We start from the raw sequence: 16,236 nt of genomic DNA on the forward strand, positions 1-16,236 counted from the left end.
CTCATGGGGATAATAGCCGCTCCTTATAATAAGAGCGACTACTATTATTTAAACCTCTTTTGCTGTAAACACACCTTCTAACAGGAGTGGTACCATATCTTCAGCAGGCTTGATATTTAATAAATGACAGCACAGTGGTGCAACTTGTAATTGAGAAATAATGCCTTCTTTTATGCCAGCCTTTACAGCATCTGAAATGACAAATAGCGGGACATGACGATCCTCATGTGTGGTACCGCCATGATTACCATCTCTTGTCATGCCATGATCAGCCGTAACGATAACCTCATAGCCCAGCGCCATACACTTTGGAATAAACAAGGATAGTAAAGCATCCATCGCTAAAACTCGATTGCGATATTGAGCAGAATCTGCCGTAAATTTGTGACCATCATCATCAACATTCATTGGATGAATATACAGGAAATCAGGCTGCTTTTGAGCCATTAACCATGCTGCATCGGCAAATACATGACTATCTGGATAATGATCCTCAAAATAGAACATACCATTGTCAATTGGTAAATGTGTATCGAGTTGTAACCTGTCCTCCATATGATTAAATGGCGCTCTATTATAAAGCTCACTCACCCAATAATAGGCGGAGGCTGCTGTAGTTAAACCATGCTCCTTTGCGATATGAAAGATACTTTGCCCTTTCGATAAACGCACTGTCATATTGCTGGTAACGCCATGTACAATAGGGGGTGTACCGGTTAAAATCGTCTCATACAATGGTCTTGATAAAGAAGGCACCTCTGAGCAAACCTTATAGCGAGCAGCTACCTGACGCTCGACTAAATGGTGCAAGAACCCCATATGTGTGCAGGCTGTGTCAAAGCGCAAGGCATCGATAACAATGAGAACCACTTTGTTATTTTGCATGGATTAACACCTGCTCTTGATAGAGTTGTGGGATTTGCTTTGTTGTATCTTCCCATTTCTTTTGGTCTTTAACAGGTTGTGCATTCGTATACATATCAGCAGGTAATAGTAAATCTTTTACATCCTGTGGTAATTTCACTCCGTCCCGAATTGGACGCGCATAGCCTTTTGCTAAATTTTCTTGACCTGCATCAGATAAAATATATTCACGTGCTAGCATGGCAGCATGTGGGTTTTTGGCATATTTATTAATTACCGTTGCATAACCAGAAGTGACAGATCCCTCCTTAGGTATCACTACATCAAAGCGGTCCTCATCAATTTGATGACGATAACCTAATGCATTAAAGTCCCATAAGATCGCAACATCTATTTCACCTTTTTCTAGGTTTGCTACTGATGGATCTCCCTGTAGACGTCCTTGCTTCGCTAATTCAGCAAAGAAATCTATACCTGGCTGGATGTTGGACTCATCTCCACCAAATGCCATAGCCGCTGCTAAGATGGCAAACTGTGCTTGGTTAGCTGTTAATGCATCCCCAATACTTACTGTGTAATCTCCATTTTTTAGGTCTTCCCATGAGGTTGGAGCATTCTTCACATTATTTTTATCTGTCAAAAAAGAAATGGTTCCTGTATAGCCAACAATCCAGTGTCCTTCATCATCTTTAGCCCAATCAGGTATTTCATCCCAATAAGACGTTTTGTATGGTAATGTTAAGCCCTTGTCCTTAGCGATTGGTCCAAAAGCAATCCCGACATCTCCAATATCTGCCGTAGCATCATCCTTCTCTGCTTCAAACTTCGCTAACTCCTCTGCACTCGACATGTCCGTATCCTTGTGTTTGATGCTATATTCGGTCCCGAGTTCCTCCCAGGTTTCTACCCAGTTCGCCCATGTATCTGGCATACCGACAGAATTAACAGTGCCCTCTTCCTTTGCTTTTTCTGTAATGTCCTCAAGCGATAAATCCTTGTTTACCTCATTTGCACTAGATGAACTGTCAGAACAAGCTGCCAACATGGAAATAGCTAATGCACCAATTAGACCTTTTTTCCACAGTTTTTGAATTGCCATGTGTTGGACCCTCCATTTGTTTTGCTTTATTTTTATTTGCTTACAAACGTTATGTTATAAAACAAACATTAAGCAAGTATGGAGGTGTTAAGAATATTTAGTAAAAATTATTGAGGAATTATAAATATCTATGAATTTAATAAATAAATGAAGTAGGCTTGTAAAGCTAGCGGGGGAAGATAAGAAAAATCTAAGTATGTGTACGTTTGCTTTACAGACGTACACATACTTAGGTTATTTGGAGAGACCTAAAAAATCAGCATAGGTATGCGGCTCATTTTCCTTGAGAATTGTTAAAAATGTAAATGCCAATTGCACAACTGACCACCATCTCATATTGTAGGACATTTCAAAACGAGGGGGCTCTAATGAAAAGACATCTTGAAAAATATCTAACGGTTCTATTTGCTCATCCTTTAAAATGGATAGAAAGCCAAGAAATAACGTATGATCTTTAACCTCAATCAATTTGTCCTCTACAAGAGCATCAATATTTTCAGGGTGTTGAAAATTACATTGTGTAGCTACATAACGTTCTAAATCCTGAGCACGCTTTCGGTCTTCACGTTCCTTTTTTTTTGCAATAAAATCAATGACGTTATTCACGTACATCGCCTCTTTTTTTCTTTTATTGTAGCATTTTTTATAGAAACATTGCCCGAAATAGCCCTTTATCCATTCCATTTAAATGGTTTGTTTTTTATTAAATTCCTCTAAAAAAGTAGTCAATTTGTGAAATTCCACAGAGAAGACATCTTGCATTCCAAAATATCCTTCTTTTTCATCTATAATAGTGGCAAACTTTTTATAAAGACGGTGAATATAGCCATGATGGCGATAAGCATAAAATTGGACTTCTTTCACTTCTGGGTGTTCTTCTAATATATGTTTTAGCATTTGTAGAAAACCCTTAACAAAGGATCGACTATTTTGATATTCTTTCTTTAGTAGTGCGCAATCAATAAAAACGATATGTTTATTTTTAAATTGATCTTCTCTTACACCCAATGTATAGCTTGCTGCAGCAAATACTTCCTGCTGTGTATTTTGAAAGAGGAGCAGATTTGTTTCCTCTATCATGACATATAAACTACCAAGTGTATCTAAAATCGGATACATATCGTCAAATATATTTCTATTTTGCAAAAAGAAAACAGCGAATTTTTCATAATCCTTATCAGTCTTACACTGCACTATTCCCATTCATCTTCCCCCTTATTTAATTACCCACTCACCATTCACTAAAATCGCTTCGGCAGTACCGTCCTCTCGTATTCCATTCACCTGTAAGTTTTGTGAGCCTATCATAAAATCAATATGGATCATACTATTATTTATGTTTTCTAGGTTTGCACCATCTTCTTTCAAGCCTGAAGTATAGGCTTGCCCAATGGCTAAATGACTGGATGCATTTTCATCAAATAAATTATGATAAAATAGTAGATTGCTCGCAAAGATTGCAGAATCATGAGGAACCAATGCAACCTCACCTATATATCTAGCACCCTCGTCTTTTTGAAGAATACTTTGGAATGCATCCATCCCTTTTTCTGCAAAGAAATCAATAATTTCACCATCTTTAAATGTAAGTGTAAATTGATCAATGATCTGCCCTTCATAAACTAATGGCTTTGTATTTTTGACTATTCCATTTACTCCTTTTTTGAGTGGTGTCGTATAAATTTCTTCAGTCGGCATATTACAAATAAATGAGCTTCCCTTGTCATTCGTTTCCAAGCCATTAACCCAACGATGATTTTGTGGTAGCTCTATTTTTAGATTTGTGTCTTCGCTAATGAAATGTAAATAACGGAAATGCTTTTCATTCAATAACGTGGCCCTTTTATTTAATGTTTCAACATGCTTTTCCCAAGCTTGTAGTGGGCTCTCTTCATTTAATCTTAGTATTTCAAAAAACTTTTCCCATAATTCCTCAAGAGCATTTTTGGGCTCTAAGTCAGGGAAAATAGATGCTGCCCATTGCTCCGTCGGATAAACAATAACAGTCCAACTAACTTGCATTTTAATCAATTTTTCGGTAAAAGAACGAAAAGCAAGTGCAGAAGCATACTCTGCTTTTTCTACCTTAACAGGGTCTATTCCCTCCATATTTTGCAGGTGGGGTGAAATAATATAAAGAAAAGCGGCACCACTACTCGCCATTTCTTCATACCCCTTCACAAGCCAATCTGGTGTATAGGCTAAGCCTTGCTCTGTCATATATTCAAATTCAATTCGAGCAAGCTCTTCATCAATCCACTTTATATAAACATAATGTGCACCATTGAGATAGGCATGTCGGCAAACCCTCCGAACAAAATCAGCAGCAGCTATCGAGGCAGAAATCACTAAAGTCTGTCCTTGTTGAATATTAATACCTATTTTTATGACCAATTCAGCATACTGATCTATCTTAGTTTCAAAAGTTTTCATTATAAATTTAACTCCCTATTCAAATAATTTATTGAACACGCCAATGTATTTTTTTACTGATCAATAGATAAGAAAAACAGGAAAAAATAAGTAAGATAAGAACATCTATGAATGTAGAATTGGTCCATCCAACAGTTAACATACCGTGTAATACATTCGCTACATATGTTGTAGGTAACACGTAGGAAATCCACTGCAGAACGATGGGAAGGTCTTTCAGTTCAATCATAACTGGTGTTAAGAAAGTAACAAACATCAACAAAAATTGCGCTACAATATTTGTAAATTGAGGATTTGGAGATAAAAAACCCATTAATACACCAATGCCTACTACACTAAAAATCGCCAATAAAGCAACTGGTAGTAAAAGCCACTCAAAATGAAGATTCACCCCATAAATTTGCTGACCAAACGTAAATACAATAATAAACGAAGGTAAGGAAGTTAAAATACCATAAAACAACAAAGATAAAATAAAATTAACCTTTCGAATGGGAAGGGATGAGTAATATGTAAAATAGCCCCCAAATTTTTGATACGAGATATCCTGCCCTAGAATATTCATCCCCATTAATAGAATACTAAAAATCATATTACCGATAATTAATCGTGCCAATTGTTCAGAGCTAGATTCACCCAGTAAAAATTCTAGAAAAACTAAAGTAACTATTGGGAAAATGGAAGACATTGCAATAATCCATAATAATTGGTGCCTTACAATAGCTATTTGTATACGAAATAAAATAAGTAATTCAACAAAGAATTGACTAAAGGCATTCATTAACTATTCACTCCTTTGCTGTTCTTGAAGTAGTGAATAGACATCTTCTAGACTTGGTGGAAACAGAGAGTATTGGTTAATGTTCAATGTCCCATCCTGTATTATTTCAACAATAGTACGAACCATATTTTTCTCGATTAACATCGTGAGTTTTGTATCCTCTACTAATTCTGCTTGTCCAAAATCTTTCAGTCTGTCTTTGATATTGTGAATAGAGGCCTCCTGTGCATAAATTTCTAAACGCATTCTTTGGTCTACTCTTTTCTTAAGCTTTTCGACATGGTCAATGGCTAAAAGCTTTCCGTTATCTATAACAGCTACACGATGAACAACTTTTTCAGCTTCCAAAATATTGTGAGTGACTAAAATAATTGTTGTACCCTTTTGGTTAAGCTCACGAATGATGTCCCATACTAATTTCCGTTTTAATGGATCCAGCTCATTTGTAGGCTCATCCAAAATCATAACGGATGCCTGACCAATCAAAGTTGCTCCTAAACTAATGAGTCTTCTTTGACCACCCGAAAGCTTTGACAATAGCTTATCTCGATAAGCTTCCATGTCTAACCTCAGCAAAATATTATCTGTCTGTTGCTTCGACTCTTTTTTGGAAAGCCCCTTTAATCTACCCGTAAAATAAATGGCTTCCCATGTTTTTAAAAATGATAAAGCAAAAGTCTCCTGTGAATAATAGGCAATCTGTTTCAATACATACTTCGGATTCTTAGATACTTCTTGTTGATGAAATTTCACGGATCCCTCTGTTGGTGCTAACTGTCCTATCATTTGCTTTATCAGTGTCGTTTTTCCTGCGCCATTCGGTCCTAATAACCCAATTATTTCACCTTTATATATAGTCAGTGAAATGCCATTATTTGCTCTAAATTTACCTTTTTTATAGTAGAAAGTTACATTTTCTAATTCATATATTGGTTCAAGCATGGTAAACAGCCTTCCCTGATTAAATTTCAAAAGATGAGGTCTGACTAAAAAGTCAGACCTTGAGGTAATAATTATTTACCGAATGGCTTTGTATCGCCTTTTGGGAAACCCATTGGAGGAAACATCATTACTTTTCACCTCACTTTCTTTTCTCTATTGAGTGAACAACCATCAGATAAGCTAATGATAATCACTACTTATTTTTGATTCTATATTACTTTAAAGTAATATACAACTAGAAAAATAGAAAAATCAGTTTTTTCTTACTTCTAATAATAGACTAATTTAACTTATAATTTCTTCTATCTATTGGACTATTTACAAAAAGTAAATATTTTTACCCTTTGTTGCTATACGTAATATCCATTACTTTTCTTCTTTAAATTAATGAGCTTTCAAATGTTATTATAAAAATATCTATTCACCGCTAATCTATATTACTTAAAGTAATATTCGACTTTACTGTGTTCATAACGATGTGAAGCTGTTAGATTACACAAAAGATAGTTAAAATTGGAGTGCCCTGTATAAAAAGGTCTCTTGCTCGGCACGTGTTACTGGCGTTTCGGGATAAAATTCACTATTACTCCCCAATGCAATCCCAGCCTGTTCTAGTGCTGCAATATAACCCGTGCTCCTATGATTACTAGAAACATCACTAAATGGACTTGTACCCTTAGAAGTTAGTTGTAATGTTTTTGCTAAAATTTTTGCTACTTGTGCACGTGTAATAGCTTCTAATGGTCGGAATGTGTCACCCATCCCATCAATAATTCCCCCTTGCTGTAGCGTGTTGATCTCTTCATAGTAGATATGATTTGTTGCTATATCAGAAAAGACTTTTGCTGAGCAATTGATTCAAACTCGAAGCGCGTGCAAATAATACTGCTACATGCATTCGACTAATTGGTTCATTCGGACGGAAAGTGCCATCTTCATAACCTTGGATAATCTCTAGTGTCGCTAGTTCCTCAACTATCTCTTTTGCCCAATGGCTATCCATATCATCGAACCTTACCAGTGCTTGCGGTCGTACACTGGCAAACTCGAATAACTGTATCTTCATCCCACTTAATTTTACATGCATCCTCATTACCAGCCTCCAAAGCGAATCCATCTTTGGTAGGTAAAGGTAAATCACTTATTCTTGTATTATAAGCAATCTCTAGTGGCGGAAGTATTGTACCACCATTTGTATGAAAAATGATTTTTACAGTTGATAATGAAGAGTAGTTATTATCGTTTGGGGATGTGGTATTGTCACCTGATGATGGATTCTGTTGTAATTGTAAAATGAAGTGTCTCACTTATATTTGCAAATACGGTCACATTACCAAACACAGGTTGTATAAGTAACAACCTGATGACAAATAACGAAACCACTTGTTGCCATGTTCTTCTCATAACATCCCCTTTATCCCAGAATCACACATGTTGATTAACAAAATTATACAAATATGAACCATGATGGAGATTTGATTATTGTTGTAAGGCTCTGTATAAAAATGCTACAAATTGGGCACGTGTTACTGAAGATTCTGGTTTAAAGTAACCGCTATCCCCTAACGCAATATCATTTGCCGCCAGAGCGATAATATAGTCATGTGCCCAATGTGTTGATGGAATATCTTTAAATGTATGTGTGCTCGTTGGTGATAAGTTTAATGCTATAGCTAATACTTTCGCTATTTGAGCACGTGTCATATTTTCATTTGGCTTAAAGTATCCGTTAATACCTTGATACAGACCAGCTTGTTGCACCAACTTGATGGTTTCATAATACCGATGATTTAGTGGAATATCCTTAAATGTTTGTGCTTCCTGTATTGGATTTAGTTTAAAAATACGGGAAAATATTAACGCAACATGCTGACGAGAAATCGGATCATTTGGTTTAAAAGTACCATCCGCATACCCTGTAATATATCCACGTTTAGCAAAATCACCAATCATTGTGTAAGCCCAATGATGCACGGGCACGTCTGGAAAGATAATATCTGTAATGGGCTCTTGCGGTTGCTTAGGATCAGTAGGTACCAGCTGAGGAAGCTCTATTGGTGCTGCTGGTGCTGCTGGCTCTACAGGCGCTGAGTTTCCTGGAATTTGTGGTGAATCTACGGGTGCTGGTAGCTGTTCACGATATATTTCAACTTTGTATTTCTTTTTCGTAACCCCGTCTGGTGCTGTTATTTCTAGTATAATAGTATTTGCCCCGAAGTTTAGTGACACTGTCATTTTCTTTCCACTGCTGCTTGGTAATCCATTAATCATCAGCGTTGCATCATTGTCATCGAGTATTGGTGTTAAATCTATACTATTCACATTTACATCAACATTAACTGAATATTTTTCTCTTTGAGAATCAAATGATGGCTTCAAAATTCCATAATTCAACGTTAGACTTTTTAAATTTGAGTTACTCGATGGGAATCTCGTTACCGTTACTGTATAGGTCTGTGTTGTTTTATCTTCTGCTGTTACTTCTATTGTTACCGTATTCTGTCCTACATTCAGCGGAATCGGATTTGATGCTGTGCCACTGCTCACGGCATGCCCGTTCACCTTTATTTTAGCTGTAGCATCTGCTGCTGTTGGTGTTACTGTTAAACTAGTAATAGCATTCTCTACGCTTGCTGTATAGGTGAAATCTCCCCCATTAAATACAGGAAGGTATGACCCCGTGCTTAGAGTGAGATCACTCAGGTTAGCATTACTCGATGGGAATCTCGTTATCGTTATTGTATAGGTCCTCTGCGTTGTATCATCTTCTGCTGTTACTTCTATTGTTACTGTATTCACTCCTACATTCAGTGGTATCGAATTTGATGCTGTACCACTGTTAACGGCATGCCCGTTCACCTTTATTTTAGCTGTAGCATCTGCTGTTGTTGGTGTTATTGTTAAACTAGTAATGGCATTCTCTACGCTTGCTGTATAATTGCTATCTCCTGAACTAATTTCAGGAGATAGTATTCCTGAGCTTAAAGTAAGACTAATTAGATTAGCATTACTTGATAGCGCCCTCGTTACTTTCACTTGGTATGTCTTTTTTGTGCTATTTAAAGCTGTTACTTCTATTAATATTGTATTACTTCCAACATTAAGGGGAATTGTAGCTGATGTTGCACCACTACTGACTAGATTCCCATTAACCTTAACTGTTGCAGTTGAATCTATAGCATTTGGTATGACTGTAATGGTTGAAACCGTGTTCATTACATTGACATCATAAGAAAGTATTTCTTTAGAAAATTGTGGGGAAAGCGTTCCTTCATTTAAATGTAAGCCCTCTAAATCCGCTGAATATAAATGCACGGTGGAGATTGACTTATTTCCTGCATGATCTTCCGCAAACAATGTATATGTCCCAAAATTATCCACAACAATTTTATTCTCAGTGAACGTATTTCCTCCAGTCAAAAAATAAGATTCATTCTGATTTCCAAATGCCCATTTCTTCGTTTTCACTCCACTTTTACTATCAGTAATGGTAATTGGAACTTCTAATTTCTGATTGGTAATTATGGTCATATTGCCACTTGTAATGATTGGTGCATCTTTATCGATATTATCAATAGTAATCGTTTGAACAGTTGAATTTAATAAAATATCCCTTGCATACCACGTAATCGTTCGATTTTGATCTACACTAACAGAAGAACCTACTAATGAGTTTCCAGCTGTATTAAAATATGATTCATTTTGAATGCCATAATCCCACTTTTGAATCTTCAAATCACTTTCACTACTAATATTTGCCGTAACTGTAACATCACCATTTGTCCATCCTGTAGGGGACTTTGTTAAATTGATCACTGGTGGAGTTGGATTTAATTTTAATGTGTAATTCACTTTTTCATACCTTAAACGTTTATGTGTTCCATTAGAAATGGTTTCATAGTAGCTTAAATTAGCCCATAAAGCATTAGCAGGAACGGTAGCGCTTTCCACAACATTTACACCATCTACACTATAGCGGTATTTTTGATTCGTTATTGGGTTTTTACCACTCCCAATATCACCATCAAAATTACTTACTGTTATCCACTTAACATCAGAAGGAATATCAGTCCAATTGTGAACATACTGCTTTTCTACAGATTTTCCATCACGACTAAACATGTATTCTATACCATTATCTAATGGCAAAGTAATTGGAAAAAATGTTATCCATTTCGCATCTGTCGGTAAACTATCTCTATCGGTAAAATTTTTTGTTAAATAATCTCCACTATATATATGAAGAATCCCTGCAGAATCTCCTTCTAGGTACTGGATATAGGATATAACCTCTCCATTAACTGTAATTTCTGCTGCCTTTGCTGCATTTGGTAAAAATCCTAAACTACATAAAATAATAACAACACTAGTGACTAACAATAGCTTCCCCTTTTTTAATGGTTGTTGCATCTAATCCCTCATTCTTCTTTATTTAGTGATTCATCAGAAATATCCTCACTATCTATTCACTACTTTATATTACCGAAAAGTAATATTTAACAAAAATATTACTCTATCATAGTATAATGGCGTGAAGTTGTTAGATAGCCTCACGCCTAAAAAATCATTTTTATTGCTGCATTGCACGGTATAAAAAGACCGCCAATTGGGCTCTTGTCACAGAAGCTTCAGGGTGGAACTTGCCATTATCCCCTAATGTAATCTCTGCTCGCTCTAATGCCGCAATATAGCCAACACTCCAATGATTGCTATCTACATCCTTAAAAGAACTCTTACCTTCTGATTTCAGCTGTAGTGTATTTGCTAAAATTTTAGCTAATTGTGCCCGTGTGATATTGTCTGTTGGACGAAATGCTCCATCCGCTCCATCAATAATGCCTGCCTGCTGTAAGGTCATAATCGCATCATAGTACATATGATTTGATGCTACATCCGAAAAGGCTGCTGTTGGACGAATCACCTCGAATTCAAAAGCACGTGTGAATAATGAGGCAACATGCTGGCGGCTAATTGATTCATTCGGTCGGAAAGTACCATCTTCATATCCTTTAATAATGCCCTGCGTTGCTAATGCCTCAATCATATCCTGTGCCCAATGGTTTTCGATATCTTGGAAAGTCATCACGGAAGGCTTTTGCTGTGGTTCTTTCTGTTCTTCCACTGTCAATGTTATCCATTTTGCATAGAGCGTTAAATTCTCCCTCATAAGCGTATCTTCAGCCCATTGTATCGTTAGCGCTTTATCTATATACCAACCGTCAAAACGAAAACCTTCCTTTGTTGGTACAGGTAAATCACTGACTCTTGTATTATAGGTAATCTCCATGTCCTCTAAAGATAGGCCACCATTTGTCTCGAAGGATATTTGAATAGACGTTGATGGATGAGAAGCACTACCTCCATCCGGCATTGAAGGACCATTGGCATTACCTCCACCAGGTGTTGAAGAATTCGCTATCCATTGAGCATACAAAATTATATCTGCCTCACCTATTATTAAAGGCGTATTTGCTATATAGGCTATTCCCTTACCATCCTGTGCTGTATTCCAGCCCGCAAAAGTATAGCCTGTTCTTACTAGATTTCCACTATTTCCTTGTACCATTACTGTTTCATTTTCTTCATATAATGTACTATCCTTTGGCACTGTCCCACTTGTTGCACCATTTGCATTATATATGACTGTATAAGTTGGGTTCGCTGTCCACTGGGCATACAAGATGACATCGGCTTTTCCCATTTGAAAGGTTGCATTTTCGGCATAGGATATTCCCTTACCATCTGCTTGTGTATTCCAGCCTTTGAATGTGTAGCCTGCTCTTACTAGATTTCCACTATTTCCTTGTACCATTACTTTTTCATTTTCCTCATATAATGGACTATCCTGTGGCACTATACCACTTGTTGCGCCATTTGCATCATATTTGACTGTATATGTTTGGTTAGCTACCCACTCCGCATACAATATAATATTATCTGTACCCATTGGGAAGGTATCATCCACTGCATATGCTGTGCCTTTACCATCTGCCTGTGTATTCCAGCCTTTAAAGGTATAGCCTGTTTTCACAAGATTATCGCTATTAACCTTCACTGTCACAAGGGCATTTTCTTCATATTTCTGATCATCTTGTGGCACACTGCCTCCCGTTGCTCCATTTGCATCGTAGATAATGTTATAATAATTTGGCACTTCATACGCGCCTAAATCAATCGCCGCTCCTTGCACACGTTTTTTCCCAGCAAGGTCTGTCGTTATATCTGCTAATTCAGGATAACTAGCATTCCCTTGATCTATTACTGGAGAATCTGCTTTTAAGCGATAATCTTTCTTGCTTGAATCCATAAACACATCTGTTGGCAGATAAGTGGGCGTATCAACAGCCGTCCCAGTCGTATCAAATAGTTTCCCTCTTATGTTCTTTCCTACTTCCACATCGAGCAAGCTATTTTCAACTTTACCTTTATAATTATAAAAGGCAATTTTCTTGTTATTGCCGATAATAATACTATTTTGAATTTTACTAGCTGAGCCACCTCCAGAAATAGCAGCCACTCCATATTTCGGAACATCGCCACTGATGGTCACATTCGTTAAGATGATATTACTAGTTGGAGAGTCAGTACTTATAGTAGCACCATCAAAATCTGCCTTGTTGCCAGTAAATAACGTATTTCTTAAATTGGGGCTGCTACTGCCATCATTGAACATACCACCCCCAATATACGCTTCATTTCCAATGAATATCATATTCGTTAAAATTGGATTACTGACACCATCATTAGACATAGCCCCTCCACCATAACCGGCCTTATTTTCACGAAATGTTACAGTTGTCATCATCGGGCTACTATTGGTATTGTGCATGCCGCCCCCATTGATTGCATTGTTTTGATCAAACGTCACATCAGTTAAGCTTGGGATACTATAGTTCGTATTAAACATCCCTCCTCCTAACTGACTTGCCTGATTTTTATTGAATAGCACATTTTTCAATAGTGGACTACTATTGCTACCAGTATTAAACATCCCTCCTCCATACTCCGCCTTATTCTCGCTAAATGTTACCTCCATTAAGTTGGGACTGCTAGCATCATTGTATAGAGCACCTCCATAAAAAGTAGCTTCATTTTCATTAAAGGTTACGTTTGTTAAAGTTGGATTATTGGCATAATTGTACATGCCACCACCATGTTGAGTTGCCTTATTTCTATTAAATTCAACTTCCGTTAAGATGGGATTACTCACGTTACCGTTGTATATACCACCTCCGTATACTGCTTCATTGCTAGTAAATGTTATATTTGTTAAAGTCGGACTACTGCTACCACCATTATAGATAGCGCCTCCATAGCCAGTCGCTTTATTTCCATCAAATTTGACACCACTTAATCTTGGACTACTACTAGCATTGTAGATAGCGCCACCTAGGTACGCTTCATTTCCGCTAAATCGAACATTTGTTAAAATCGGGTTACTTCCTCTAGTATTATACATAGCACCTCCATAGCCTCCACCATCTCCCTGTGCCTTATTCCCGGTAAATAGGACATTTCTTAAGAGTGGGTTATTGCCATCGCTATTGTACATCCCACCACCATACATATGCGTCCCCTTATTAGCAAAACCTCCCGTAATGGTGACACCATCGAGAATGGCTGTTTCATTTAATACACTTACATCAGGGTCATATCGATGATAAAATACATGATAGGCATTTTCTCCACTAGGAAGTGCTCCACTTAGTATAGTTTTGTATGTGTTAAAATCTCGCTGCGCTAATGTCTCTTCATCACCTTTAAAACCGCCATAAATTTCCACACCATTTCTCATTCGGAATGCTACGCTGCGTGAATCATTTACATCCATTTTTCTAGTTGGTGTGTATGTTCCTTGGGCAATCCAGATTTGCTGTCCACTTAGTGCGCTATGTAAAGCGGATTGTAAATCTTGAAATGCATTGTCCCAACTTGTACCATCATTATTCCCAACAGTAGCAGTTGCGTCCACATAAATAATAGAGTTACCTGCTGACAATAACGATGGCTTTTGTTCTGCGATGCGAATTACATGCTTACTAATGGCGGATTGCCCAATGATTCTAAACCAAATATGATAGTCCCCTGCATCTGTTAAAACAAGTGGCGTTAAAGTATTGAATACTGTCCATGTATTTCCTTTGTCGTTAGAAGTCTCTATCTGTAGACTAGCACTATCAACTGTAGTTGTTGTCGCTTGAATAGTAACAGGACTTGAAGCAATGTCACCATCTATATAAGGCTCTCCATCTGTTGTGAGTGTGACAGTTAGTATGGGCTGTTCATGATCATTCGTTTCAGCATACACTGGGAAACTACCAACTACAATCTGTGCCATTAACAAATAGATGACAAATACCGATACTGCCTGCTGCCATTTTCTCATAGCATTCTCCTCTTTCTATACATTTTACTTCTACCAATATGTGATTGAAAAAGAATAGGAGCACTCTCTTACATCAATCATGTTCTAATGCATATACGAATAACAAACATATACGATAATTATATTATTTAAAAATTTTAAATTGCTATAAAAGCAAAATGCGACTCCATTTTGGATTAATTTTACATATTAAACATCAATCCCATGTACAATCTCCCTTCTTCTTAATGGTGTCACTCATTCACTAAGTCTATTTAAAGCCCCATCGATTTTTACAGTAGTTTAGAAGGTTTGATTTAATCCTAAAAAATCTGGATGAACGTTAACAGAGATGTTATTTTGGTACTCATAGATCCTTTTTTCTACATCTTGATATAAAATAACAATAAGCAATTTTATATTACTCAAAAGTAATATTAAACTATATAAAAGAAAATCATTTTCTTTTATATAGTTATTTCCTCTATTTTCTCTAGTAAATATCCTTTCTATTACTAAAGTTACAATTATCTATCTCTTGGCTTTTTTACTTTGGCAACAATTGAATGAATGCTAATCATTCAATCAATTCACTAAAACACTCTGAAACCCATATGTGTAACTAAATCTTTCCAAAAACACCCCGCATAGATGAATGATACCTTTGTATTTCTGAATCTTCTTGTCCCCTGAAATTTCACTAATCCATCTACAGTTGCTAATTGACCAATCAATTGCTTTATACCTTCTTTTCTGTAGTAGAAAGTTACATTTTCTAACTTACTCTGTTCAAGCATATTAAACAGTCTCTCCTTTTAAAAGATAAAGGTCTGACTAAATAAGCCAGACCCTTAAGTAATAATTACTTAACAGTAATACGGCCACCTTTATCTCCTACATATGGCATTGGTGGATACATCATTACATTCACCTCCTCTTTTCTTCTTTAATTGAGTGAACCATTTGAAATACTAATGGTAATCACTACATATTCCTAATATTATATTACTCAAAAGTAATATTCAACTTTAAAAAAAGAAAAAATCAGTATTTTCTTTTTTTAAAATTATGAAGTGGTTGATTATTAGTCATGACTTCCCCTATCCAACATACCATCTATTAATAAATTCACAATATCAGTGGCTATCTCTTCTGGCTTTTTTTGCTTTGGCAGTAATTGAACAAATGTTAATCGCTCAATAATACCTATTAAGCTCTCTGCAACTATATGTGTATCTAAATCTTTCCGAAAATAGCCAGCATCTACTTCATAATCCAGATTCTCTTTAATTTGCTTGACGATTTGTGCCTTTATTTCATCAGCCTTTGTCGATAAATATAATCCAATTCTTGTTAAATTTGGGTTTTTAGCAAAAAACGCTAATAATTCCTTAACATTATGGATAATACGTGATTTTACTGTTGCTTGCTCTAATGCAGGCTGTAAGCGGCTTTTTTTGGCTAAATCCATCATTCGTAAACGAAAAAGATTCTCTAATTCTTCAAAAATGGACTCTTTATTTTTAAAATACAGGTAAAAAGTAGGCTGACTTAATGATGCACTTTTTACTATCGTACTCACCTTCGTTTCATGATATCCATGCTGCGCAAACTCTTTCGCTGCAATTTCAAGTAATAATGCGCGACTTTCTTCTCCACTTGCGCCTTTTGGTCTACCTCTTTCTGCCATAAAAAAAACTCCTCCATTTAAGTACCCTTAAAACTTTTTTCTATAAAAAAAGCCCTTTATAA

At 36.5% G+C, this 16,236-nt stretch carries 13 protein-coding genes and 1 pseudogene; all 14 read right to left on the reverse strand.

What is annotated here, in order from left to right:
- Positions 1–48: 48 nt before the first annotated feature.
- The 14 genes and pseudogenes from ACMGGO_RS17015 to ACMGGO_RS17080 all read right to left on the reverse strand — a co-directional run bounded on the left by ACMGGO_RS17015 (position 49) and on the right by ACMGGO_RS17080 (position 16,174).
- Positions 49–885: an alkaline phosphatase family protein gene (locus ACMGGO_RS17015; RefSeq protein ID WP_066036562.1), complete on the reverse strand. Its 837-nt coding sequence runs from the start codon at positions 883–885 to the stop codon at positions 49–51.
- A complete protein-coding gene (locus ACMGGO_RS17020) occupies positions 875–1,963 on the reverse strand; it encodes an ABC transporter substrate-binding protein (protein ID WP_066036561.1) in 1,089 nt (362 codons plus the stop codon). The genes ACMGGO_RS17015 and ACMGGO_RS17020 overlap by 11 nt, the downstream gene beginning before the upstream one ends.
- A 234-nt stretch (positions 1,964–2,197) precedes the next feature.
- A complete protein-coding gene (locus ACMGGO_RS17025) occupies positions 2,198–2,575 on the reverse strand; it encodes an ELKS/Rab6-interacting/CAST family protein (protein ID WP_255601691.1) in 378 nt (125 codons plus the stop codon).
- Positions 2,576–2,647: 72 nt separating this feature from the next.
- Positions 2,648–3,166: a hypothetical protein gene (locus ACMGGO_RS17030; protein ID WP_420282087.1), complete on the reverse strand. Its 519-nt coding sequence runs from the start codon at positions 3,164–3,166 to the stop codon at positions 2,648–2,650.
- A gap of 12 nt (positions 3,167–3,178) precedes the next feature.
- Entirely contained in the window at positions 3,179–4,396 is a 1,218-nt protein-coding gene (locus ACMGGO_RS17035) for an aminopeptidase (RefSeq protein WP_420282088.1), read from the reverse strand.
- A gap of 28 nt (positions 4,397–4,424) precedes the next feature.
- Entirely contained in the window at positions 4,425–5,177 is a 753-nt protein-coding gene (locus tag ACMGGO_RS17040; protein ID WP_004225875.1) for an ABC transporter permease, read from the reverse strand.
- Positions 5,178–5,180: 3 nt separating this feature from the next.
- Positions 5,181–6,119, reverse strand: coding sequence for an ABC transporter ATP-binding protein (locus tag ACMGGO_RS17045; RefSeq protein ID WP_420282089.1), 939 nt, complete (start codon positions 6,117–6,119; stop codon positions 5,181–5,183).
- Between the two features lie 507 nt (positions 6,120–6,626).
- Positions 6,627–6,881, reverse strand: coding sequence for an S-layer homology domain-containing protein (locus tag ACMGGO_RS17050; protein ID WP_420282090.1), 255 nt, complete (start codon positions 6,879–6,881; stop codon positions 6,627–6,629).
- A 9-nt stretch (positions 6,882–6,890) separates the two neighbouring features.
- A pseudogene (locus ACMGGO_RS17055) lies at positions 6,891–6,977 on the reverse strand (hypothetical protein); the annotation flags it as partial.
- Positions 6,949–7,212 (reverse strand): S-layer homology domain-containing protein, encoded by a 264-nt coding sequence (locus tag ACMGGO_RS17060; protein WP_420282091.1) that lies wholly within the window; start codon positions 7,210–7,212, stop codon positions 6,949–6,951. The gene ACMGGO_RS17060 and the pseudogene ACMGGO_RS17055, both read right to left, overlap by 29 nt.
- 167 nt (positions 7,213–7,379) lie before the next feature.
- Positions 7,380–7,523 (reverse strand): hypothetical protein, encoded by a 144-nt coding sequence (locus ACMGGO_RS17065; RefSeq protein WP_420282092.1) that lies wholly within the window; start codon positions 7,521–7,523, stop codon positions 7,380–7,382.
- Between the two features lie 75 nt (positions 7,524–7,598).
- The gene (locus tag ACMGGO_RS17070) at positions 7,599–10,529 is read right to left on the reverse strand and encodes a cadherin-like beta sandwich domain-containing protein (protein WP_420282093.1); all 2,931 of its coding nucleotides are present in this window, start codon (positions 10,527–10,529) and stop codon (positions 7,599–7,601) included.
- 160 nt (positions 10,530–10,689) lie between these two features.
- Positions 10,690–14,505 (reverse strand): InlB B-repeat-containing protein, encoded by a 3,816-nt coding sequence (locus ACMGGO_RS17075; RefSeq protein WP_420282094.1) that lies wholly within the window; start codon positions 14,503–14,505, stop codon positions 10,690–10,692.
- Between the two features lie 1,063 nt (positions 14,506–15,568).
- Positions 15,569–16,174 carry a TetR/AcrR family transcriptional regulator gene (locus ACMGGO_RS17080; protein ID WP_004224884.1) on the reverse strand — a complete coding sequence of 202 codons (606 nt, stop codon included), beginning with the start codon at positions 16,172–16,174 and terminating at the stop codon, positions 15,569–15,571.
- Positions 16,175–16,236 lie beyond the last annotated feature (62 nt).

It is taken from the genome of Lysinibacillus sp. BNK-21, assembly GCF_048684915.1.
In the GTDB taxonomy this organism is placed as follows: Bacteria; Bacillota; Bacilli; order Bacillales_A; family Planococcaceae; genus Lysinibacillus; species Lysinibacillus capsici.

What these genes read in the sequence shown, in the direction of transcription:
- ACMGGO_RS17080 (WP_004224884.1), bottom strand. Translation starts at nt 16,174, where the DNA reads ATGGCAGAAAGAGGTAGACCAAAAGGCGCAAGTGGAGAAGAAAGTCGC.
- ACMGGO_RS17025 (WP_255601691.1), bottom strand. Translation starts at nt 2,575, where the DNA reads ATGTACGTGAATAACGTCATTGATTTTATTGCAAAAAAAAAGGAACGT.
- ACMGGO_RS17070 (WP_420282093.1), bottom strand. Translation starts at nt 10,529, where the DNA reads ATGCAACAACCATTAAAAAAGGGGAAGCTATTGTTAGTCACTAGTGTT.
- ACMGGO_RS17065 (WP_420282092.1), bottom strand. Translation starts at nt 7,523, where the DNA reads ATGAGAAGAACATGGCAACAAGTGGTTTCGTTATTTGTCATCAGGTTG.
- ACMGGO_RS17040 (WP_004225875.1), bottom strand. Translation starts at nt 5,177, where the DNA reads ATGAATGCCTTTAGTCAATTCTTTGTTGAATTACTTATTTTATTTCGT.
- ACMGGO_RS17035 (WP_420282088.1), bottom strand. Translation starts at nt 4,396, where the DNA reads ATGAAAACTTTTGAAACTAAGATAGATCAGTATGCTGAATTGGTCATA.
- ACMGGO_RS17050 (WP_420282090.1), bottom strand. Translation starts at nt 6,881, where the DNA reads ATGGGTGACACATTCCGACCATTAGAAGCTATTACACGTGCACAAGTA.
- ACMGGO_RS17075 (WP_420282094.1), bottom strand. Translation starts at nt 14,505, where the DNA reads ATGAGAAAATGGCAGCAGGCAGTATCGGTATTTGTCATCTATTTGTTA.
- ACMGGO_RS17020 (WP_066036561.1), bottom strand. Translation starts at nt 1,963, where the DNA reads ATGGCAATTCAAAAACTGTGGAAAAAAGGTCTAATTGGTGCATTAGCT.
- ACMGGO_RS17015 (WP_066036562.1), bottom strand. Translation starts at nt 885, where the DNA reads ATGCAAAATAACAAAGTGGTTCTCATTGTTATCGATGCCTTGCGCTTT.
- ACMGGO_RS17045 (WP_420282089.1), bottom strand. Translation starts at nt 6,119, where the DNA reads ATGCTTGAACCAATATATGAATTAGAAAATGTAACTTTCTACTATAAA.
- ACMGGO_RS17060 (WP_420282091.1), bottom strand. Translation starts at nt 7,212, where the DNA reads ATGAGGATGCATGTAAAATTAAGTGGGATGAAGATACAGTTATTCGAG.
- ACMGGO_RS17030 (WP_420282087.1), bottom strand. Translation starts at nt 3,166, where the DNA reads ATGGGAATAGTGCAGTGTAAGACTGATAAGGATTATGAAAAATTCGCT.